Consider the following 19973-nt stretch of genomic DNA (forward strand, 5'->3'; position numbering starts at 1 on the left):
CCGCCGTTGTCGTCAACCTATCCGCCGCTCTGTCGCACACGAAGGGTGTGTCGCCGCTTCTGCGGAGAATGGCCGATTTCGTGCCGGTACGTGAGACTGCCGGGGCGAAGGAGGTTTGAGCGGCCGTCACGGCCTTCACGGCACTGGGCCGCGAACGGCCCCTCGGGCAGGCCGGTCGGGCCGTCAGAGTCCCTCCGCCGCGGCGATCTCCCGGACGGTGGCCACGGTGTCGGCCTCGGCGGCGCTCTTGTCGGGCCGGTAGCGGATCACCCGGGCGAAGCGCAGAGCCAGCCCGGCGGGGTAGCGGGGGCTGCGCTGCACGCCGTCGAAGGCGATCTCCACCACCAGCTCCGGCCGGACCCGGACGGTGTGGGCGTCGCGTTCCACCTCCCGTGCCAGGAGTTCCGTGGTCTGCCGGGCGAGCGTCTCGTCGGTCAGGCCCTTGAAGGTCTTGCCGAGCATCACCCAGGGGCCGAGCCCGGGCTCGCCGGCCGCCCGGGCGCCGAGGTGCAGGTTGCTGAGGAAGCCGCGGCGCCGTCCGCTGCCCCACTCGGCGGCCAGCACGACGAGGTCGAGGGTGTGCCGGGGCTTCACCTTGATCCATCCGGCTCCGCGCCGGCCCGCTGCGTACGGTGCCGCCGGGTCCTTCGCGAGGACTCCCTCGTGGCCGAGTGCCAGGGTGTCGCGGAAGAACGCCAGGGCCTGCTCCCGGTCGGTGGCCCCGCTGCGCGCGACCCGCAGATCGGCGGGGACCGATTCGGCCAGGGCGGACCAGCGTTCCCGGCCCGGCCGGTCGACCAGGTCCTCGCCGTCCCGGTGCAGCAGGTCGAAGAAGAAGGCGTTCAGCGGGACCTCGGCCCGGAGCCGGTCGGGGTCCCGCCGGGAGGCGGTCCGGGCGGAGGTGTCCTGGAAGGGGCGCGGGCGGCCGTCCGCGCCGAGGGCGATCGCCTCGCCGTCCAGGACGGCCGCGTCGAGCGGCAGTGCGAGGGCCGCCTCCGCCACCTCGGGCACCCGGGCGGTGATGTCGTCCAGGCTGCGGGTGAACACGGCGACGTCCCGGCCGTTCCGGTGGACCTGGACCCGGATGCCGTCCAGCTTCCACTCCAGCGCGGCCCGGCCGATCCGGTCCAGGGCGGATCCGACGTCCGGCGCGGACGCGGCCAGCATGGGCCGGACCGGGCGGCCGACCTCCAGCCGGAAGGCGTCCAGCGCGGGCCGGCCGCCGGTGAGCGCGGCCGACGCGACCGCGCGCGCCGAGCCGCGGAACATCAGTGCCCGCCGCACCGCCGCCGCGGGCACGCCCGCGGCCTGGGCGACGGCGTCCGCCACCACCGCGTCCAGCGCGCCCTGGCGCAGCTCGCCGACCAGGACCGCTCGCAGGAAGGCCTGCTCGACGTCGGTGGCCCGTTCGAAGAGTTCGCCGAGCAGCCGGCGCCGCTCGGCCTGCGCCCCGGCACCGTGCACCGCGGCGATCCTCTCCAGCGCCAGCTCGGTCTCCCGCACGCCGAGCGAGGGCGCGGCGGCGGGCGGCGGCAGGTCCCGCAGGGAGGCCGGGCCGATGCCGGTGCGCAGCCGGTGCGACTCGCCGGAGAGCAGAGCCACCGCGGACGGCGCCTCGGCCGGGCCGAGTACGCGCAGGCAGTCGGCGAGCAGGGTGGTCTTGGCCCGGCGGCCGGGTTCACCGGCGACGGCGCGGGAGGTCAGGGCCAGGTGCCGGAGCTGCATGGAGGGTCCTCGGGGAGGGCGTGCCGGGCGCGGGGAGCACCAGCATCGGCGACCGGTCCGGCCCGGGCCGGGAGGACACGCGTCCGCCGGCCGGCACGGGCCCCGCACCGTCCCGGTCGGTCGCCCTGTCGGCCGCCCGCCCCGGTTCCACCGAGCCCGGGACGTCGCCGGGCGGCCCGGGTAGAGTGCGCCGACCGGAGTACGCCGGCCGGTAATCGGATCATCGGAATTTCGTTCGTACTTTCTGTTATCCGAACCCGGGTCGGATGGTCTCCCACGTGTCGGCATCCGTACCGGCCGATCGGACGCCCCGAACACAGGAAGTGTGCCCAGGTGAACAGCGAAGACAGGACGACCATCCTCCCCGCGTCCGGCCGCGGTGCCGCGGACGGCGGACGAGTCGCGAACCGCGCTGCCGACCGGCGCGGTGGCCGGGGGCGGCGCGGGCGGCGGCGCGGCGGGGTCGGGCCGGTCGTGGCCGTGGTCGCCGCGGTGGCCGGCACGGGCGTGGTCGCGGCGCTCGCCGGGGCCGGGTTCGGCGTCTACACCAGTGCCACCGGGGACCGTGAGGAACGGGCCGCCGTGGTGTTCGAACCGCAGATCGCGGCCGAGGCCGGCGACCATGACGGGATCCAGGTCCCCGGCGCAGGCGGCGGGGACCCGGCCGTGGTCGGGGGCCCGAGCGGGGCCCCGGGCGGAACCGACGAGGCGCACGCCGCCACCGCCGACCCCGCGTCCCCGGGCGCCACCGCGACCGCCACCGGCACGCCGACCGCGACCACCTCGCCGAAGGCCTCCGCCACGCCGTCGGCGACCGGTCCGGCGGCTTCCGCCTCGGGCAGGGCGAGCACGGCCCCGAAGGCCTCCCCGACCGCCACGACCGCAGGCCGAACCACCCAGGCCGCTCCGCCGGCGGGCAGCGCGGGTGGCAGCGGCGGTGGCGGGGCGTCGGGCGACTACGCCCAGCAGGTGGTGGACCTGGTCAACGTCGAGCGGGCCAAGGCGGGCTGCGGCCCGCTCACCGCCGAGTCCCGGCTGGCCACCGCGGCCCAGAACCACAGCGAGGACATGGCCAACCGGAACTACTTCGACCACGCCAGCCCCGAGGGCTACCACGCCGACCACCGGATCGAGGCCACCGGTTACCGGTGGAGCAGCTGGGGCGAGAACATCGCCCGCGGGCAGAAGGACCCGGCCGCCGTCATGAACGCGTGGATGAACAGCTCGGGCCACCGCGCCAACATCCTCAACTGCTCGTTCAAGCAGATCGGCGTCGGCGTGCGGACCGGTTCCGGCGGCCCCTGGTGGACCCAGGTCTTCGCCGTCCCGGCCTGATCCCAGCCTCCGCCGACCATCCTTGCCACCCCCGCCCCTGCCCGTGCCCCCGCCGACCGCCGTCGCTGCCCGCCCGCCGCTCGTCCGGGGCCGCCCCACCCCCTTCGGTCACGCTGTCATCACGCGCCATCCGCTCATCCGCCACGATCCCAGCACCATTCCGACTCGCCCGGCGAGCCCCTCCGGAAGCCGCCGGCGGGCCCGGTGACGACCCGTTTTCCGAATCCGCGCAAATTGTTGTTATCTGAGCACTCCTCGGAGGTCTCCGAGGAGGCAGCGGCGGACGGAACACGGCAAGACGGAGTGCGGACCCATGAACGTTGACGTGCAGAACCGGACCGGGACGACCCTTGTGCTGGCGGCCCAGGCGGGCGACCGGCAGGCCAAGGAGGCGCTGGTCGCCACCTGGCTGCCCCTCGTCTACAACGTCGCAGGACGTGCGATGGACGGGCACGCCGACGTCGACGACGTCGCGCAGGAGACCATGATCCGCGCGCTCGACGGCCTCGGCGGGCTGCGCGACCCGGAGTCGTTCCGCTCCTGGCTGGTCGCAATCACCATGAACCAGGTCCGCCGTCGCTTCACGGGCCAGCAGCAGAGCCCCGTCGGCGGCCTGGACGAGAGCTGGGAGGTCGTCGACCCGCGCGCCGACTTCACCGACCTCACCATCCTGCGGCTCGGCCTGTCCGGGCAGCGGCGGGAGACCGCCGAGGCCACCCGCTGGCTGGACCCGGACGACCGCGAGCTGCTCGCCCTGTGGTGGCTGGAGGCGTCCGGCGAGCTCACCCGGGCCGAGCTGGCCGAGGCACTCGACCTGACGCCGCAGCACGCGGCCGTCCGGGTCCAGCGGATGAAGAAGCAGCTGGAGGCGGGCCGGGTCGTCGTCCGGGCGCTGACGGCCTACCCGCGCTGCCCCGAACTGGCCGAGGTGACGACCGGTTGGGACGGCACGCCCAACTCGGTCTGGCGCAAGCGGATAGCCCGGCACATCCGCGGCTGCGCCCGCTGTGACCGGCTGGGCCGCGACCTCTTCCCCGCCGAGGGGTTGCTGGCCGGCCTCGCGCTGGTGCCCGTGCCGACCGACATGCCCATCACCCTGCCCCTCCACCACACGGCCGGCACGGGGAGCGCCGCCGGCTCGCAGGGGGGCGGCTCGGACTCCGGGGCGTCCAACGCCGGCGGCCCGGGTGACGGCGGTGCCGGCGCCGGGAGCGCCGGCCATGGCGGCGGGCAGGCGGCCGGTGCGCAGGCCGGTGCTCCGGCCGACCCGGGCGGCGGGGTCTGGGGCGGCCTGGCGCGGGGGAAGGCCGCCGTCGCGGGTGGCACGGCGGCGGTCCTCGCCGTCGCGACCCTCGTCCTGGTCTGGCCGACCGGTCCGAAGCCCGAGCAGGCTGCGCCCGAGCCCAGCGCGCCCGTTACCGTGCCGGACGCCGTGCCGACCGCCACGCCGGTCGCGCTGCCGGCCCCGGAGCCGACCGAGACCGAGACGCCGACGCAGGCCCCGGTGGTCACCCCGCCGCCGGCGACCGCCACGCCCACCGCCACGCCCACTCCCACGCAGACGCCGTCGCCCACGGCCACGCGCTCGGCGCCGCCGTCTCCGGAGCGGCAGCTCGTGGACCTGGTCAACGCCGAGCGGGCCAGGGCGGGCTGCGGCCCGCTGCGGATCGACCCGAAGCTGCACACGGCCGCCCAGAAGCACGCGGACGACATGGTGGCGCGCGGCTTCTTCGACCACGTCAACCCGGACGGCGTCCATGCGGACGCCCGGCTCACCGCCGCCGGCTACAAGTGGTCGCAGTGGGGCGAGAACATCGACCGGGGCCCGAGTGCCCCGTCCACGGTGTTCTCCCGCTGGATGGACGGCGGCATCCACCAGTCCAACATGCTGGACTGCGGTTTCAAGGACGTCGGTATCGGCGTGGCCTCCGGCCCGGCCGGGCTCCTGTGGACCCAGGACCTCGGCAGCCAGCTCGGCTAGGTCCGGCAGGACCCGGCGGCGTACGCGTGGTCCGGCGTGCGGGACGGGACCGGCTCGGGGCGCCCGGGACCGTCACCGGAGCGGCCCGAGCCGCACGGCCGGCGGGGTGAGCTCCGGTCAGACCGGCAGGCCGACCAGGCCGTCCGCCTGACCCGTGACGTGGCCGGTCGCGTTGCCGACCACGCCGCCGGCGTCGCCGACCTGCCCCCGGACGGCGTCCGGGGCCGAGGTGACCGTCCCGCCCTGCTGGAGCGGGCCGGTCAAGTCTCCCCGTCCGCCGTCCGCGCTCGCGTGCGCGCTGGGAGCGGTCAGGGAGGCCACGACGCCCACGGCGAGCGAGGCGACGGCGAGCATGCTGCGCTTCTTCATGCCCCGTCCAACGAGGCTCCGCCACCCGGGTCACGGGTGCCGATCGGGCGGGTGACGGCGGGTTTCCGGTGGCGGGTGGCATGGGAGGGCGGTGGGATGGGGAAGGGTCGGGGGGCAAATCCGGCAAACCATCGCACTTCGCCGGAGTGAACCAGGTGCGCGGATGCTTTCCCGCTCCGCGCCCGCCGAGGCAACCGCGACAAGAAGGGCATCCGATGTACGCAGCCGAGCTCACGCCGACCGTCCTCGCCGCGCTGCGCCGCCCCAGGCGCTACCCGGCCGTCTCCGTCCTGCTGCCCACCCACCGCAGGGAGCCCGACAACACCCAGGACCCGGTGCGGCTGCGGAACCTGGTCGCCGAGGCCAAGAACCGCCTGCACGCCGACGAGGCCGTCTCCCGGGCCGACCGGCTCGACGTGGTCGACCAGCTGGACCGGGCCCTGCGAGAGGTCGACCTGGTGCACGCGGAGGACGGCCTGGCGATCTTCGCGGCGCCCGGCGAGTTCCAGGTGTGGTCGCTGCCGCGCAACGTGCCCGCCCGCGTGGTGCTCTCCGAGACCTTCCTGACCCGCAACCTGGTCTCGTCGTACATCGCCGGCGCGCCGTGCTGGGTGCTCACGGTGGCCGCCGACCGGGTCGCGCTGTTCGGTGGGACCGGGCCGCGGCTGGTCGAGCACACGTCGGGCCGGTTCCCGCTCGACCAGGTCCTGCCGGACTGGGACGTCGAGCGTCAGGAGCAGATCGGCGACGTGCCCAGCACCTTCCGTGACGAGGAGACCCGTCGCTTCCTGCGCGAGGCGGACACCGCGCTCGCGGCGGTGCTGGAGGCCGACCCGCGCCCGCTGTACGTGCTCGGCGAGGCCGCCGCGCTGGCGCTGCTGGACGAGGTGGGCTCCGCGGTGAAGCGCGCCACCGCCCAGGTGCCGCGCGGCGGCCTCGGGCACGCCACGGCCGCCGCCGTCGCCGAGGCCGTCCGTCCGACGGTGGCCCAGCAGGGGCAGCGTGCCGTCGCGGAGGTCCACAAGCGCCTCGACCAGGCGCGCAGCGACAAGGCGCTGGCCAGCGGCATCGACGAGGTCTGGCAGAGCGTCACCCTGGGCCGGGTGGCGCTGCTGGCGGTCGAGGAGGATTACTGGGAGCCCGTCAGCGTGGCGGACAACCACCTGGTGCCCGCCGGCGCCGACGAGCCCGACGTCCGCGAGGACATGGTCGACGAGATCGTGGAGCGCGCCCTGGACACCGGTGCCACGGTGCGGTTCGTGCCCGCCGGCGAGCTCGCGGACTGCGGCCGGATCGCCGCCGTCCTGCGCTACTGATCGCCGCCTGATCCCATCGGGCCGCGGCCGGGCCCCACCCGCTCGTCAGCGGTAGAACGTCCGCCCGGCCGCGCCCGAGGAGACCGACCAGACCTCGCTGATCCGGCCGGCCGTGATCCGCAGGGTGTCCGTCCCGCTGCGGGCGACCGTCCCGCCCGATTCGTCCGTGAACTCGGCGAGGTACGGCCGGGCCACCAGCCCGGACGGCAGGCCGTCGACCAGTGCGAGGTCCACCACGGCCACCCCCTCGGACCGGAACCGCAGGCCGGGACGGCGACCGTGCCACCCGGCTATCAGAGCGGCGAGCTGCTGCGGCACCCGTGCCTCGTCGAAGGCCTCGGTGCCCGCCTGGGCGTACCGCAGCGTGAACTCCGGGGCCATGATCTCCGCAGCGAGCCCCGTCTCGCCGTTCCACATCGCCGTCCAGCGCTCGTAGGCCTCCACCCCGAACCGCCGCAGCCCGTCGTCCATCCCGTCCCCCGCTTTCGATCGTGCTCGATTCGACGACTGCGACCGTATCAAGGGGCAGTGACAATCCGGCCCGCCCGGCCGGAGCCCGCGCTCCGCCGCCCGCTCCGGAGCCCGCCGGTGCCCGCCCCCTGCGACGTTGCCTGGCGGGAGGCGCCGCGGACACCCTAGGGTGCTGGGTCGGAGCACCGGCCCTGCGGGCCGGGGGAGTTGGCGGAGAGCCTGGGGGCGGCATGCGATTCCTGTTCGTACACGGCACCGGTGTGCGGCGCGAGGGGTACGACCCGCTGTTCGAGCTGGTGGCGCGTGAACTGACGGAGCGTCTTCCGGACGCCGAGGTGGTGCCCTGCTACTGGGGGGACGACCACGGCGTGACGCTGGCCGCCGGCGGCGCGTCCATCCCGGGCTTCGCCGGCCTCCCGGCGGCCTCGGCCGACCCCGGCCGGGTGCCGGCGGAGGCGCTGGTCGACCGGGCGGACGGCGGGTGGACCCTGCTGCTGGTCGACCCGCTCTGCGAGCTGCGGGTGCTGGCCGAACTTCCGGCCGAGGACGAGGCGTTCGGTCCGCCGGGGGTCCGTACCCCGGGCGAGGTGGTGGCCGGGCTGCTGGCCGAGCTGGCCGGCTCCCCGGCGGCCGGAGGCGCGGCCGGACCCGGCGAGCTGGAGGAGCTGCTGGCCGCCACCGGGCTCGCCCCCCACCTCGCCGCCGCGCTCGACCGGCTGGCCGCCGCCGAGGAGTTCGTGCAGGCCTGCGACAGGGCCTTCGAACCGGGGGCCGCGGCCGAACTGACCGCCGCCACCGCCCGCGCGCTCACCGCCGAACTGCTGACCCGGGCCGGCCCGGCCGCGCTCTGCACCGCGGACGAGCGGGACCGGCTGGTCCTCCTCCTCACCGACTGCCTCGGCGGCGCCGCCCGCGGCCCGCTGGGCCGGGCGGCCGGGCTGCTCGGCCGGCTCGGGATGCGGCTCGGTGGACAACGACTGCTGGAGCGCCACCGCGGTGCCCTGACGGTCGGCGCCACCCCGGCGCTCGGCGACATCCTCCACTACCAGGCGCGCGGCGGCCCGCTGCGCGCCTACCTGGCCGACCGGATCGCCGCCGCCCCCGGCCCGACCGTGGTGATCGGCCACAGCCTCGGCGGCATCGCGCTGGTGGACTGCCTGGCGCTCGCCGCCGCCCGGGGCGAGCCGCCGGCCGGGCTTCGGCTGCTGGTGACCGTCGGCTCCCAGGCGCCGTTCCTGCACGAGCTCGGCGCGCTCAACGGGCTGGAGCCGGGCGCCGCGCTGCCCGCCGGATTCCCCGAGTGGCTGAACGTCTACGACCCCGGGGACGTGCTCGGCTACCGGGCCGCCCCGGTCTTCCCCGGCGATCCGCGGGTCACCGACCACGAGGTGAGCAGCCGTCAGCCGTTCCCGTACTGCCACAGCGCCTACTTCAAGCTCCCCGCCCTCTACGACCGGATCGCCGCCGCACTGGACGGCCCGGGCCCCGCGGCCGGGCCGGGGGCCGCGGCGCCGCCCGCCATCCCCCGCACGAGGCGTGCGGGCGACGCCCGGGCCGCCGGGTGACCGTCGCCGCCGACGCCGACCCCGCGGGCCTCGTGCCCGAGCGGGTGTTCGCCCTCGTCGTCGGCATCGAGTCCTACGGCGTGGGCGCCGACTGGAACCTCCGCGGCCCGGCCCGCGACGCCGTGCGCTTCGCCGAGTGGCTGACCGGCCCGGCCGGGGTGCCCGCCGCCAACGTCCGGCTCTTCCTCTCCCCGCTGCCGGCTCCGCCGGTGGTGCCGCCCCGGCCCCGGCCGACGCCGCAGTCGTACGCGCGTCGCGTCGGCGCCGCCGAGGGCGGCCCGGACGGGGTGCGGCCCCGCCCGGGAACGCCCGGCCCTCCGTCGGCCAACGGCGGGCTGCCGCGGGCGGCGCTGCCCGGCCCGGCCCGGCTCCCCGCCGCCCGCCCGGCCACCAGCCGGGAGATCGAGGACGCCCTGCTGCGCGAACTGCCCGCCTGCGACGGCGACCTGCTGCTCATCTACTGGGCCGGCCACGGCTACGCCGGCGAGCACGACCAGCTGCTGCTGCCGTTCGCCGACGCCTCGGCCCCGCCGATCCGCCACCTCGACCTCGACTCGGTCCTGCGGTTCTGGCGCTCCAGCAAGGTCCACCAGCGCTTCCGCCGGGTGGTCTCGATCGGCGACGCCTGCCGCCTGGACGTCCGCTCCGGCGTCCGCTCGACCTTCGGCCGGGTGGACTACGGCACCGGCAGACCGGTGCGCGGTCGTCGCACCTTCGTCCTCTACGCCGCCCGACCCGGCCTGCCCGCCCAGAACCTCGACGGAGGCGGACGCCTCACCGACACCCTGCTGGCCCGGCTGGCCGGCCGTAGCCTCGACGACAGCCTCCGCCACCTGCCCGACATCGCCCGCGAGGTGCACGCCGACCTGGCCGCGCTCGCCGGCCGCGGCCAGGCCTGGCAGCAGATCCAGTGGCGGATCAGCGACTGGGACGGCAATCCGGTCCTCGACGACGGCTGGCCGGACGAACCGGCCGGTGCACCCCGCCTCGACGATCAGGCCTGGGCCGAGCTGGACCGCCTGCTGCCCGGACCCGGACTGCCGCCGGACGCCTACCGCGCCTACCGCTGGGCCTTCGAGGCGGCCGGCTGCGCCCCGCCGGGCCCGGCGCTGCCCGCCGCGGAGCCGATGGCCGTGGTCCGCGACCTCGACCACCGGCTCGGATCCGCCGACCGCCGCCTGCCGTTGCCGCTCGCCTTCGTCCGTTACCTGGCCGCCCGCGAGGCCGACCCGGTGCGCGCCGAGCGGCTGGCGGACTGGGTCCGCCGCACCGGCGGGCGGCTCGGCGCCGAGGCGGTCCCCGCCCCGCCCGCGCCGGAGCGCGACGGCCGCACCGAACTCCACGTCGAACTCGCCGAGTCCAGCGACGACGACGCGTACCTGGCCCGGATCTGGCTGCACCGGCGCGGCTTCGAGGCGCTCTGGGAGTCCGGCCGCCCGCTGCCCCTGCGGGCCGTCCGTGCGGAGCTGCTCCGGCAGCTGTTCGGCCCGGCCGTCGGACCGGACCTGCGGCGGATCGAGTTCCACGTCCCCGAGCCGCTGCTGGAGGAGGAGTTCGAGCGCTGGCCGCTGCCGACCCGGGGCCGGCGCAGTGCCGAACTCGGCAGCGCCTACGAGGTGCTGGTCCGCTGCCCGGACGAGCGGACGCACCAGTCCGGCCGGCGCTGGCGGCGCAAGTGGGCCTGGTACCGGGAGCACGGCGGCCGGCATCCGGACGCCGTCCACACGCTCGCCGAGGACACCGCGCTCGATCCCGGGCTCGCCGACCGGCTCGGCGCCGAGGGCCACCCGGTCTGCACCCTGCTCGACCGGCACGCCGCGCCGGTGGCGGAGCGGCTGGAGCTGGTGCTGGACGCGGGCCTGCCGATGGCGATCTGGCGGCGCGCCGGTGGCACGCGCCCGGCGGGGTGCGACCGCCCGGAGGGCCGCACCGCCGACCGCCCGGAGGACCGCCCGGCCGGCCTGTCCGGCTGCCCCGCCGAGTCCGGCCTGGCCGCCCTCCTCGCGCCCGGCGCCGCCCCCGGTGGCGCCCCCGGGAACGACGGGAACGGCCTCGACCTCGACCGACTGCCCGCCGCCGTCTGGAAGCTGCGCATCGCAGCCGCAGCCGCCGGCTGCGCCGGCTGCCCGTCCGCACGGCGCCTCGGACTGCTCTGGGACGACCCCGACCACCGCCCGCAGACCAGAACGCTGTCCTGACGGGGATCGCCGTCCCGACAGGAAGGGAAGGAAGCAGCACATGAAGGACTGGTGGATCTACCAGGGCGAGGGCACCCCGGAGGAGCGGCTGTCCCGCCTGGCCGGCAAGCAGCCGCCCTGGCGGGACTTCGACGGCACCCCGGACCCGCACTACCGGGCCCCCGGCGCCACCGGGCACGCCTGGGAGCGGACCGCCCGGCGCGGTACCGGCTACGTGCCCGACGAGGTCGAGATCGACACCGTCAACACGGCGCTCTACCTCAGCCGCCCGCTGCTGGTCACCGGCAAACCCGGCGTCGGCAAGTCCACCCTGGCCTACAGCATCGCCACCGACCTCGGCCTCGGCCCGGTCCTGCACTGGCCGATCACCAGCCGCAGCACCCTGCGCGACGGCCTCTACCGCTACGACGCGATCAGCCGCCTGCACGACGCCAACCTCCAGCAGCTGAGCGGTGACGGGGGCACCGGCGCGCCGGCGGCGGCCCGCCCGGCGGAGCCGGACCACTCGATCGCGCCCTACCTGCGGCTCGGCCCGCTCGGCACCGCGCTGCTGCCGCAGGCGCGACCCCGGGTGCTGCTGATCGACGAGATCGACAAGAGCGACATCGACCTGCCCGGTGACCTGCTCACCGTGTTCGAGGACGGCGGCTTCGAGATCCCCGAGCTGGCCCGGATCGCCGCCCGCGAGCCGAGGGTCAGGATCGGCACCCACGACACCCTCGACACCCCGTCCGCTCGGGTGCCGGCCGATCCCGGCCCGGTGCCATCCGGACCGGCGACCGCGGGCCCGGTGGCCGCCACCGTCGGCGTCGACCACGGCCGCGTCCAGTGCCGTGCCTTCCCCGTCGTCGTCCTCACCAGCAACAACGAGCGCGATTTCCCGCCGCCCTTCCTCCGGCGCTGCATCCGCCTGCACGTCGGCCCGCCGGGCCCGGCCAGACTCGAACAGATCGTCAGACAGCGACTCCACCTGCCCACCGAGCTCGACGACCGGCGACGCAGCCTCGTCCAGGACCTCGTCCGGGCCTTCGAGGAGCAGCGCACCGAGGGTGACCTCGCCACCGACCAGCTGCTCAACGCCGTCCAACTCAGGCTCAGCGGAGCCTGGTCGGACGACGGCGAGCGTGACGCCTTCCTCCGGACCGTCCTGCAGAGGCTCACCGGACCGGCCTCGCCATGACCGACCGGCTGCTGCGCGCCCTCGCCGAGGCCGACGCCGCCTCGTCGGCCGGCCTCGGGCCCGAGGAGCTCGCGGACATCCTCTGGCTGGCCGGCTGCCTCGACGACGCCGCCCGCGGCCGGGACCGGCCGGCCGTACCCGCCGACCCCGGCGGGGGCGCCGACGAGGCCGCCCGCGGCGCCGGCCCGAACGGCGGTCCGGTGGACGAACGCGCCCCGGACGAGCCGCCGTTCGAGCAGCACTACGCCACCGCGGACCTCACCGCCCCGCCCTCCGGGCCGGACCCCGCTCCCGAACCCGCTCCCGAACCCGAACCCGAACCGGATCCCGCCCCCGGCGGCCCCGAGCCCGACCGCACCGCGGAGAACGCCCCCGCCGCGCGCCGCGGCGACCTCGTCCGCGTCCCCCGCGCCGCCGCCCTCGCCGACCCGCTCGCCGTCATGCGCGCCCTGCGCCCGCTCGGCCGCCGCACCCTCGCCGACGGCCACGGCGAGCCCGAACTCGACGAGGAGGAGACCGTCAGCGCGGGCGTCGACCTCCGCCTGCTCCTGCCCGTGCTGCGCCCCACGCCCGGCCGCTGGCTCGACCTCGCCCTGGTCATCGACACCCACCGCTCGATGACGCTCTGGCACGACCTCGTCGCCGAGCTGCGCCGGGTGATCGCCCAGACCGGCGTCTTCCGCGACGTCCGCACCTGGTACCTCGGCGGCACCGAGGCCGGCGGGCGGCCCGGCCTGGCCGCCCGCCCCGGCGGAGCGCCGCGCCGTCCCCAGGAGATCGCCGACCCCGCCGGGCGCCGCCTGATCCTGGTGGTCACCGACACCGTCGGCGGCGGCTGGGGCGGCCCGGCGCTGGACACGGTGCTGCGCGGCTGGGGCCGGCACGGCCCGGTCGCCGTCCTCAACGTGCTGCCCGAGCGCCTCTGGTCGCGCGGCTCCGTCCGCCCCACCCCGCTCTGGCTGCGCGCCGCCGGCCCGGCCGCGCCGAACACCGCCTGGGAGGCCGCGGCCACCCGTGCCCGCGGGCGCACCCACCGGAGGCTGCGCGCCGACGCCCCCGACCGCCCGCTGCCCGTGCCGGTGGTGGATCCGAGCCCGGCCTCGCTGGCCGCGCTCGCGGCGCTGGTCTCCGGTGGCGGCCGGCGCAGCCGGCTCAGCTGCCTGCTGGTCGGCGAGCCGGGAGCGGCGCCCGCCGACCGGCCGCCGACCTCCGACGAGTCCGACGGGCCGCCGGCCGCCGGTGGCGGCCGCCCGCCGACCGCCGCCGAGCCGGCGCTGGAACGGTTCCGCGCCAGCGCGTCCCCCCTGGCGCAGGAGCTGGCCGGCCACCTCTCCGCCGTGCCGCTTGTCCTGCCGGTGATGACGCTGGTCCGCCGCGCGATGCTCCCGCAGGCCGACCACGGCCACCTCGCCGAGGTGCTGCTCGGCGGCCTGCTCGCCCCGTGGGAGGCGCCGCCGCCCGGCGCCGACCCGGACGTCGTCGAGTTCGACTTCCTGCCCGGCGTCCGCGACGCCCTGCTCGGCGCCCAGCGCCGCGACACCGTCGCCCGGATCCGCCGCACCGTCCGCCACCAGGTCGCCGCCTACCTCCGCTCGCGCCGTGCCTCGTCCGCCGACTTCCCGGCCGTCCGGGTGGCCGAGGAGACGCACAGCCGCGAGCTGGCACCCGACGCCCTGCCCTTCGCGGAGTCGTCGGCGGCCGTTCCGGCGCGGACACCGGCCCTGGCGGCGGCCTACTATCCGGCCGAGGAGTCCTGGGCGTCCATGACCGTCACCGAAGCCCTCGAACAGCCCGAACTGCTCGGCGTCAGACCCGCCGAGCAGCGGCGCGGCCTGCCGTACCTCACCCCCTACCTCGACCGCCCGGTGGACGCCGAGATCCGTCGCCTGGTCGGCCGGGCCGCCCAGGGCATCTCGACGGTGCTGCTGGTCGCCGGCGGCCCGGCCTCCGGCCGGACCAGGGCGTGCTTCGAGGCGCTGCGCATCCTGCCCGCGGACTGGAGGGTGTGGCGGGCCCAGAGCCTGCCGGGGCGCGAGCTCCGACCGGAGCAGCCCGAGCAGTGCACGGTGGTCTGGTTCGACGAGGCGGAGCGGGTGCTGAACACCCCACAGGGTCAGGAGCCCGACCTGCTCAGGCAGATCTCGGCCTGGGCCCGGTCGCGCCGCTCGGGCCCTCTCCTCCTGCTGGGCACGATCAGGACGGACCGGTACAACCAGCCCCGCCCGGCCGGATCCCCCGCAGGGGGGATGCTCCGGCAGCACGTCCGGATGCTGGAGATGCCCGAGTACTTCGACCGGCAGCAGGCCGCCGACGCCGTCCTCGGCAGCGACCCCCGGCTCGCCGAGGCGGCCCGGGTGGCCGCGGACGGGCGTGTCGTCCAGGCGCTGACGGCCGCGCCCGGGCTGCGGGCCCGGTTCGAGCGGGCGCCCGCGGAGGTCCGGGCCGTCCTCGACGCGGCGCTCGACGCGCTGCGCCTGGGCCATCACCGCTCCCTGCCCGCGAGCCTGCTGCGGGCGGCGGCGCCGGGCTACCTGAACACCGCACCGGCCACGGACACCTGGTTCGAGCGGGCGATGGCCGATGCGACGGCGGAGGGCGCGGGCGGAGCCGGACTGTTCCGGGCGGACCACGGCTCCGGGTTCGAGGGCACCGCCGCCCCCCGGGCGCCGTACACCCTGCACCCGTTGCTGGAGGCCTGGTACCTCGACGGGCGGACGGGCTCGGCGCCGCCGGACGCGTTCTGGGACGCACTGCTGGCGCACGCGGACCGCGGCGACCTCGGCCGGCTCGCCCGTGGGGCCCGCAGCATCGGCGCGGACGCCCGGGCGGAGGAGCTGGCCGCGGCGGCGAGCACCTACTACCGGCACCGGTACGCGCAGTTCGTCGACTCGGGCGGCGGGGTCGAGCCCGCCGGCGCCCGGCCCTACTTCTTCCTGAGCTACGCACACACCCCGCGGGCCGGTGCGACCGGGGCCGGCGATCCGAACCTCTGGGTGCGCCGGCTCTACCGGGACCTCTGCGAAGCGGTGCTGCAGCTGACCGCGGTGCCCGACGGCGCGCCGATCGGTTTCATGGACGAGTCCATGCACCAGGGGGAGCTGTGGGCCGACCGGATCGCGCGGGAGCTGGCCACCTGCCGGGTCTTCGTGCCGCTCTACTCGCCGCGGTACTTCGACAGCCTGCCGTGCGGTCAGGAGTGGTACTCCTTCACCCGGCGCCAGGTGTACGCGGCCCACCGCGAGTCGGGGCACACCAGCGCCATCGTGCCGGTGCTGTGGCAGCCTACGCGGCAACTGCCCGGGGTCGCGCGCGAGTTGCAGTTCGACCACGCCGGGTTCGGGCCGGCCTACGTGAGCGAGGGCCTGTTCGCGCTGATGAAGCTGAGCTACTACCGCTCGGCGTACGAGCTGGCGGTCCACCGGCTGGCCCGGCGGATCGTCGAGGTGGCCGAGGAGACCGTGGTCCCGGTCGGGCGCACGCTGGACCTGAACGCCCAGCCCAGTGCCTTCGAGCCGGTCCGCCGCAGCGTGCGGGAGCTGCGCGTCCTCGTCCTCTCCTGCCGCCGCGACGAGCTGCCGGCCGGCCCGAGCCCCGCCGCGTACGGGCCGCAGCGCACCGACTGGAACCCGTACGGGAGCACCCTCGGCCGCTCGCTGGCCGAGCACACCGCGGGTCTCCTCCGCGGGATGGGCTTCGAGCCCACCGTGCACGACCTCGTCTCCGAGGGCGAGCGGCTGCTGGGGGAGGAGTCGCCCTCCTCCCTCGCGGTGCTGCTGCTCGACCGCTGGGCCCTGCTGGACGCCGAGCGGATCGCGCTGCTGCGCCGGCTCGACCGGCGGAACCACAAGGTGGTGGCGGTGTTGGAGCCGGGCGGACCGGACGAGGCGGGCGACACGGCCGCCGGGGCGGAGCTGGCCGAGCTCAGCCGGTCGGCGCTGGCGGCCGGCGGCTTCCTGCCGCCCGGCCGGCCGCGGGCCGGCCTGCCCGTCCTGGGCTCGTTGAGCGCCTTCGAGGATGCCCTGGCCGGGGCCGCGACGGCCGCTCGCCGCGCGGCCGAGAACCGCTGGCCGGACGGCCCCCGTCGGGGCTCCGACGGCGAGGAGGGCGGGAGCCCCGGCCGCCCGCGCCTGCGCTGACCACCGCCCGGCCCGGGCCTGTCCCGGAGGGCAGGCCGTGGGCCGGGCCGGCTCAGCCGGTCCCGGTGGCGGGCACGTCGATGGCGTCGCCGATGGCCCGCACCGAGTCGAGCATGTCCGCGACCACCTGCACCGCCTTGGTCGATGGCTGGTTCAGACAGGCCGACAGTCGGACCACCGTGACGGCGTCGTCCACCTCGATGGTCCGGTGGCCCACCAGTTCACGGGTGCCGCCACGCAGGGCGCAGGCCTTGTCCACCTGGGTGTCGGCCGGCGGCAGGACGGTCCCGACCACCTTCCCCGCCTCCGCCCACCCGGTGACGAGGGTGATGCTGACCAGGGTGCCGCCGTCGGTCAGGGCGGCGAGCGGCGAGCAGTTCGCTCCTGTGCCGTCGCAGTACACGCCGGGCTCCAGCATCTGGTCGGCCGCGTACCCGACGCCGCTGAGCGGCCTGGTGGACGGCTGGTACATGCTGGCCCAGCCGGGCGGCAGGCTGATGACCACACTGTTGAGATCGGGGAAGCGGATCGACCGCTCGTCGGAGGAGGTCCCGGGCCTGCCGACGGTCGGGCCGGTGTCGTCCGGGGCCGCGTCGGTCCTGCCCGAGCCCCCGGCGGGGTCCGCGTTGCTGCCGGGGATCTTGGCCGGTGTCGGGGACGGCGACAGGGCGGGGTGGGGCGGGGCCGAGGTGGCCGCGCCGGGCCCGGCGGCCGTTCCGGGCGGGCCGACGGCTGCCGGCGTGCGGGCCGAGGGATGCTGGGCGGTCTGGGATCGGCCGGGCGCAAGGGCGGGCGCAGCGGCCAGGGCGGCGGCGACCAGACCCGTGGTCAGTCCTGCGGCCAGGGCGGCGGCTCGCCGCCGGCTGCGGCTCCGGGCGGCCCGCTCACGGATCCGCTCCATCCGGTCGGCGGGCGCGGGCAGGTCCGGGGCGGCCCGCTGCAGCAGGACGCGCAGCTCGCTCTCCACCTCGGCGTCGCTGCGCTCGTCACCGCGACCGGTCGTGCCGCCGCCCGTCGCGTCCCACCTGTTCCGATCGTCCCACTCGGTCCGGGCCCAGCCGGTGTCACGCCGCGTCACGGCGTCCCCCGTCCAGCAGCAGCTCCCTGGCCGGCAGCTTGCCACGCAGCGCGTTCAGCGCGCGGTGCGTGTTGCTCTTGACCGTGCCCGTGGAGCAGCCGAGCGCCTCGGCCGTCTCCTCGACGCTGAGGTCCTCGAAGAAGCGCAGCACCACCACGGCCCGCTGACGGGGCGGCAACGCCCGGACGGCGGCGGCCAGCACCTGCCCGACCACCACGTCCTCGAAGGGGTCCGCCTGCGTCGGAGGCTCCGGCAGCTCGCCGTGCGGCAGCTCCCCGTGCCAGCGGCGGCGCCACCAGGAGACGTGCGAGTTCACCAGCACCCGCCGGACGTACGCCTCCGGCCGGTCGATGGCGATCTTGTCCCACTTCGGCCAGACCTTGGCGAGCGCCGTCTGCAGCAGGTCCTCGGCCAGGTGCGCGTCTCCGGTCAGCAGCCAGGCCATGCGCAGCAGGCGCGGGCTGCGGGCGGCGACGAACTCCTCGAAGTCCGTGTTCGCTTCCCTCATCGTCCCGTCCCCGCCATGCTGCTCCAGTCGTTCCGGTGGTCCGTCCCGGCCCGGCCGCCCGGGTCGTCGGTGTCGTGTGCGTCGTCGGTGTTGGTCCCACAGCAGCTCAACGCGGTGGGAGCCCGTTCGGGTTGCGCGGCGGCGGGGATTTCCGGAACGGATTCGGCGGGTGCCCGGTGGTGCCCGTGGTGCCCGGTGGTGCTAGGGGCGGCCGGCCCGGGGCGCCAGGAGGATGCCGTCCGGGAACGCTGGACGGCCCGCGAGCCGGCCGGGACCAGGCCGGGCGGCGGGCGGGCCGTGGCACCACGATGCGCCCGCCGGCCGGCACCGTCCAGGGGCGCGCGGCGGGCGCCCGAGCGCACCGGCCCGGCGCGTTCGGGCGTACGGGTACGGGCCGCCGGGCCGTCGGGAGGACTCCTACAGCGTCCCGGTGCCGCGCGGGACGGGGGCCGAGCGCCGGGCCGTCGGGTCGACCGGGGCCACCGTCCAGTCCGGGTGGCCGGGCATCGGCGGCGTGCGCTCACCGTGCAGCCAGTCGGCGAGGAAGTCGCTGACGTCCCGGCCGGAGACCTCCGCGGCGGTCCGGATGTAGTCCGCGGTCGTCGCCGAGCCGCCCCGGTACCGTTGCAGGAAGGTCCGCTCGATCCGGTCGAAGGCCTCCGCCCCGACCCGCTCGCGCAGCGCGAACAGCACCAGGGCACCGCCGGTGTACCGCTGGCTGTCGAAGAGGGTGGCGGCGGTCGGTTCGGCGACCGGGCCGGAGTCGTGCCGCCACTGGTCGCCCGCGGCGTACACGTCGCGCATCCGGTCGGCGAGCGTCGTGAAGCCGGCGGAGTCGGCCCAGCCGCGCTCGTAGCGGTACATCAGGCCGTAGAAGTCGGCGTGGCCCTCGTTCAGCCAGAGGTCCGCCCAGCTGCGCGGCGAGACGCTGTCTCCGAACCACGAGTGCACCAGTTCGTGCATCATGTGCGAGCCGATCCGGCGCTCCTCCTGGCGCAGGAAGTTCGGCTTGTAGAGCGTCAGTGTCTGCGTCTCCAGCCCGGTGAAGTCGAAGGCGGCCGGGTCGTCGGTGTCGGCGGGCAGCAGCCCGTAGGTCTCGAACGGGAACGGCCCCAGGTGCTGCTCGGCCCACTCCAACTGCGCGGGGGTCAGGGCGAGGGCGGGCTCCAGGTCGGCGGCGCGCGCGGTCGGGACGACGTCCCGCAGCGGCAGCCCGTCCGGGCCGGTGCGCTCGCGCACCGTGTAGGTGCCGACCGAGACCTGCACCACCTCGGTGGCCACCGGCTCGCGCGAGACGTACCACCGGGTGGTCGTCGGCCCGTCGTCGCGGGCCGTGCCGGTGCCGCCCCCGGCCCCGGCGCGGCCACCGGACGGGCCGCCGTCGTGCCCGGTGGCCGTGAGGCGGCCGGTCGCGACGCCCAGCAGGCCGTCCGGGGCGGTGACGGCGATGGTGAAGCGGGCCTTGTCGCTCGGGTGGTCGTTGCAGGGGAAGACGGTGTGCGCGCCGTCGGGCTGGCCGGCCACCGCGAAGCCGTCTGCCGTCGGCACCCAGCCGGTGTGCGGGAGGTGCGCCCGAGGGTCGGCCGTGTACTCGACCGTCACCTGGAGGACGGCGCCGCGCCGCAGGGGCTGGTCCGGGACGACCGTCAGCTTCTCGTCGTGCGTCCGGAACCCGGCCGCCCGCCCGTCGACCCGGACCGCGTGCACGTCCAGCCCCAGTGCGTCCAGCTCCAGGCTCGGCAGTGCGGTCAGCGCGCGGGCGGTCAGCACGGCCGTGGCGTCCACCGTGCGGCTCGCGGGCCGGTAGCGGAAGGCGAGGTCGTAGGCGAGCGCGTCGTACCCCGTGGTGCCGAGCGAGGGGAAGACCGGATCGCCGACGCCCGCGGGCGCCCCGTTCTCGGCGGCGGCCGCGTCCGGCAGCATGGTGGTGCCGAGCAGCACCGCGGCCAGCGCGAGGGCGACGGGGCGGCTGGAACGGAGCCTGAACAGGGTGATCACCGCTTTCGGACGTCGGGTACGGCGTCGGGCCGCCTGCGACCCCACGCCGCTCCGCGACCATTCGAGCACGGATCGTAGCGGACCGCGCCGGCAGTGCGGCCGGTCCCGCGCGA

13 protein-coding genes are annotated in these 19973 nt (G+C 76.6%); 7 read left to right on the forward strand and 6 right to left on the reverse strand.

What is annotated here, in order from left to right:
• Positions 1 to 183: 183 nt before the first annotated feature.
• Positions 184 to 1725, reverse strand: coding sequence for an ATP-dependent DNA ligase (locus ACF9IK_RS33635; protein ID WP_395297846.1), 1542 nt, complete (start codon positions 1723 to 1725; stop codon positions 184 to 186).
• A 333-nt stretch (positions 1726 to 2058) separates the two neighbouring features.
• Here ACF9IK_RS33635 and ACF9IK_RS33640 point away from each other — a divergent pair, with 333 nt between their 5' ends.
• Together ACF9IK_RS33640 and ACF9IK_RS33645 are read left to right on the forward strand one after the other, a co-directional pair.
• Positions 2059 to 3060 carry a CAP domain-containing protein gene (locus ACF9IK_RS33640; protein WP_395297847.1) on the forward strand — a complete coding sequence of 334 codons (1002 nt, stop codon included), beginning with the start codon at positions 2059 to 2061 and terminating at the stop codon, positions 3058 to 3060.
• Positions 3061 to 3373: 313 nt separating this feature from the next.
• Positions 3374 to 5041, forward strand: a complete 1668-nt coding sequence (locus ACF9IK_RS33645; protein ID WP_395297848.1) for a sigma-70 family RNA polymerase sigma factor — start codon at positions 3374 to 3376, stop codon at positions 5039 to 5041.
• Positions 5042 to 5158: 117 nt separating this feature from the next.
• Here the strand turns inward: ACF9IK_RS33645 and ACF9IK_RS33650 are convergent, their stop codons facing one another.
• Positions 5159 to 5410 (reverse strand): hypothetical protein, encoded by a 252-nt coding sequence (locus ACF9IK_RS33650; RefSeq protein WP_395297849.1) that lies wholly within the window; start codon positions 5408 to 5410, stop codon positions 5159 to 5161.
• Between the two features lie 215 nt (positions 5411 to 5625).
• Here ACF9IK_RS33650 and ACF9IK_RS33655 point away from each other — a divergent pair, with 215 nt between their 5' ends.
• Positions 5626 to 6726 carry a chemotaxis protein gene (locus tag ACF9IK_RS33655; protein ID WP_395297850.1) on the forward strand — a complete coding sequence of 367 codons (1101 nt, stop codon included), beginning with the start codon at positions 5626 to 5628 and terminating at the stop codon, positions 6724 to 6726.
• Positions 6727 to 6771: 45 nt separating this feature from the next.
• On the opposite strand, the gene ACF9IK_RS33660 is transcribed toward ACF9IK_RS33655, so the two are convergent.
• Positions 6772 to 7197, reverse strand: a complete 426-nt coding sequence (locus ACF9IK_RS33660; RefSeq protein WP_395297851.1) for a hypothetical protein — start codon at positions 7195 to 7197, stop codon at positions 6772 to 6774.
• A 230-nt stretch (positions 7198 to 7427) separates the two neighbouring features.
• On the opposite strand from ACF9IK_RS33660, the gene ACF9IK_RS33665 reads away from it, so the two are divergent.
• From ACF9IK_RS33665 to ACF9IK_RS33680, 4 genes are read left to right on the forward strand one after another with little or no spacing between them, the layout of a single operon-like run.
• A complete protein-coding gene (locus ACF9IK_RS33665) occupies positions 7428 to 8762 on the forward strand; it encodes a hypothetical protein (RefSeq protein WP_395297852.1) in 1335 nt (444 codons plus the stop codon).
• Positions 8759 to 10960 carry a hypothetical protein gene (locus ACF9IK_RS33670; protein WP_395297853.1) on the forward strand — a complete coding sequence of 734 codons (2202 nt, stop codon included), beginning with the start codon at positions 8759 to 8761 and terminating at the stop codon, positions 10958 to 10960. The genes ACF9IK_RS33665 and ACF9IK_RS33670 overlap by 4 nt, the downstream gene beginning before the upstream one ends.
• A gap of 40 nt (positions 10961 to 11000) precedes the next feature.
• Positions 11001 to 12140: an AAA family ATPase gene (locus ACF9IK_RS33675; RefSeq protein WP_395297854.1), complete on the forward strand. Its 1140-nt coding sequence runs from the start codon at positions 11001 to 11003 to the stop codon at positions 12138 to 12140.
• On the forward strand, positions 12137 to 16276 hold the full coding sequence (locus tag ACF9IK_RS33680; protein WP_395297855.1) for a TIR-like protein FxsC: 4140 nt from the start codon (positions 12137 to 12139) through the stop codon (positions 16274 to 16276). Before ACF9IK_RS33675 ends, ACF9IK_RS33680 begins: the two co-directional genes overlap by 4 nt.
• A 52-nt stretch (positions 16277 to 16328) precedes the next feature.
• Here ACF9IK_RS33680 and ACF9IK_RS33685 read toward each other — a convergent pair whose 3' ends face one another.
• The 3 genes from ACF9IK_RS33685 to ACF9IK_RS33695 form a co-directional block, all read right to left on the reverse strand.
• Complete coding sequence (locus ACF9IK_RS33685; protein WP_395297856.1) at positions 16329 to 17354, reverse strand: hypothetical protein; 1026 nt, start codon at positions 17352 to 17354, stop codon at positions 16329 to 16331.
• Entirely contained in the window at positions 17341 to 17862 is a 522-nt protein-coding gene (locus ACF9IK_RS33690) for a SigE family RNA polymerase sigma factor (RefSeq protein WP_395297857.1), read from the reverse strand. Before ACF9IK_RS33690 ends, ACF9IK_RS33685 begins: the two co-directional genes overlap by 14 nt.
• A gap of 417 nt (positions 17863 to 18279) precedes the next feature.
• On the reverse strand, positions 18280 to 19785 hold the full coding sequence (locus ACF9IK_RS33695; RefSeq protein WP_395298756.1) for a M1 family metallopeptidase: 1506 nt from the start codon (positions 19783 to 19785) through the stop codon (positions 18280 to 18282).
• Positions 19786 to 19973 lie beyond the last annotated feature (188 nt).

Source organism: Kitasatospora hibisci (assembly GCF_043950205.1).
Taxonomy (GTDB): domain Bacteria; phylum Actinomycetota; class Actinomycetes; order Streptomycetales; family Streptomycetaceae; genus Kitasatospora; species Kitasatospora hibisci.

Excerpts from the sequence above, each read along its gene's own strand:
- ACF9IK_RS33635 (WP_395297846.1), bottom strand. The coding sequence starts at position 1,725 with ATGCAGCTCCGGCACCTGGCCCTGACCTCCCGCGCCGTCGCCGGTGAA.
- ACF9IK_RS33645 (WP_395297848.1), top strand. The coding sequence starts at position 3,374 with ATGAACGTTGACGTGCAGAACCGGACCGGGACGACCCTTGTGCTGGCG.
- ACF9IK_RS33650 (WP_395297849.1), bottom strand. The coding sequence starts at position 5,410 with ATGAAGAAGCGCAGCATGCTCGCCGTCGCCTCGCTCGCCGTGGGCGTC.
- ACF9IK_RS33655 (WP_395297850.1), top strand. The coding sequence starts at position 5,626 with ATGTACGCAGCCGAGCTCACGCCGACCGTCCTCGCCGCGCTGCGCCGC.
- ACF9IK_RS33660 (WP_395297851.1), bottom strand. The coding sequence starts at position 7,197 with ATGGACGACGGGCTGCGGCGGTTCGGGGTGGAGGCCTACGAGCGCTGG.
- ACF9IK_RS33665 (WP_395297852.1), top strand. The coding sequence starts at position 7,428 with ATGCGATTCCTGTTCGTACACGGCACCGGTGTGCGGCGCGAGGGGTAC.
- ACF9IK_RS33675 (WP_395297854.1), top strand. The coding sequence starts at position 11,001 with ATGAAGGACTGGTGGATCTACCAGGGCGAGGGCACCCCGGAGGAGCGG.
- ACF9IK_RS33680 (WP_395297855.1), top strand. The coding sequence starts at position 12,137 with ATGACCGACCGGCTGCTGCGCGCCCTCGCCGAGGCCGACGCCGCCTCG.
- ACF9IK_RS33690 (WP_395297857.1), bottom strand. The coding sequence starts at position 17,862 with ATGAGGGAAGCGAACACGGACTTCGAGGAGTTCGTCGCCGCCCGCAGC.
- ACF9IK_RS33695 (WP_395298756.1), bottom strand. The coding sequence starts at position 19,785 with ATGCTGCCGGACGCGGCCGCCGCCGAGAACGGGGCGCCCGCGGGCGTC.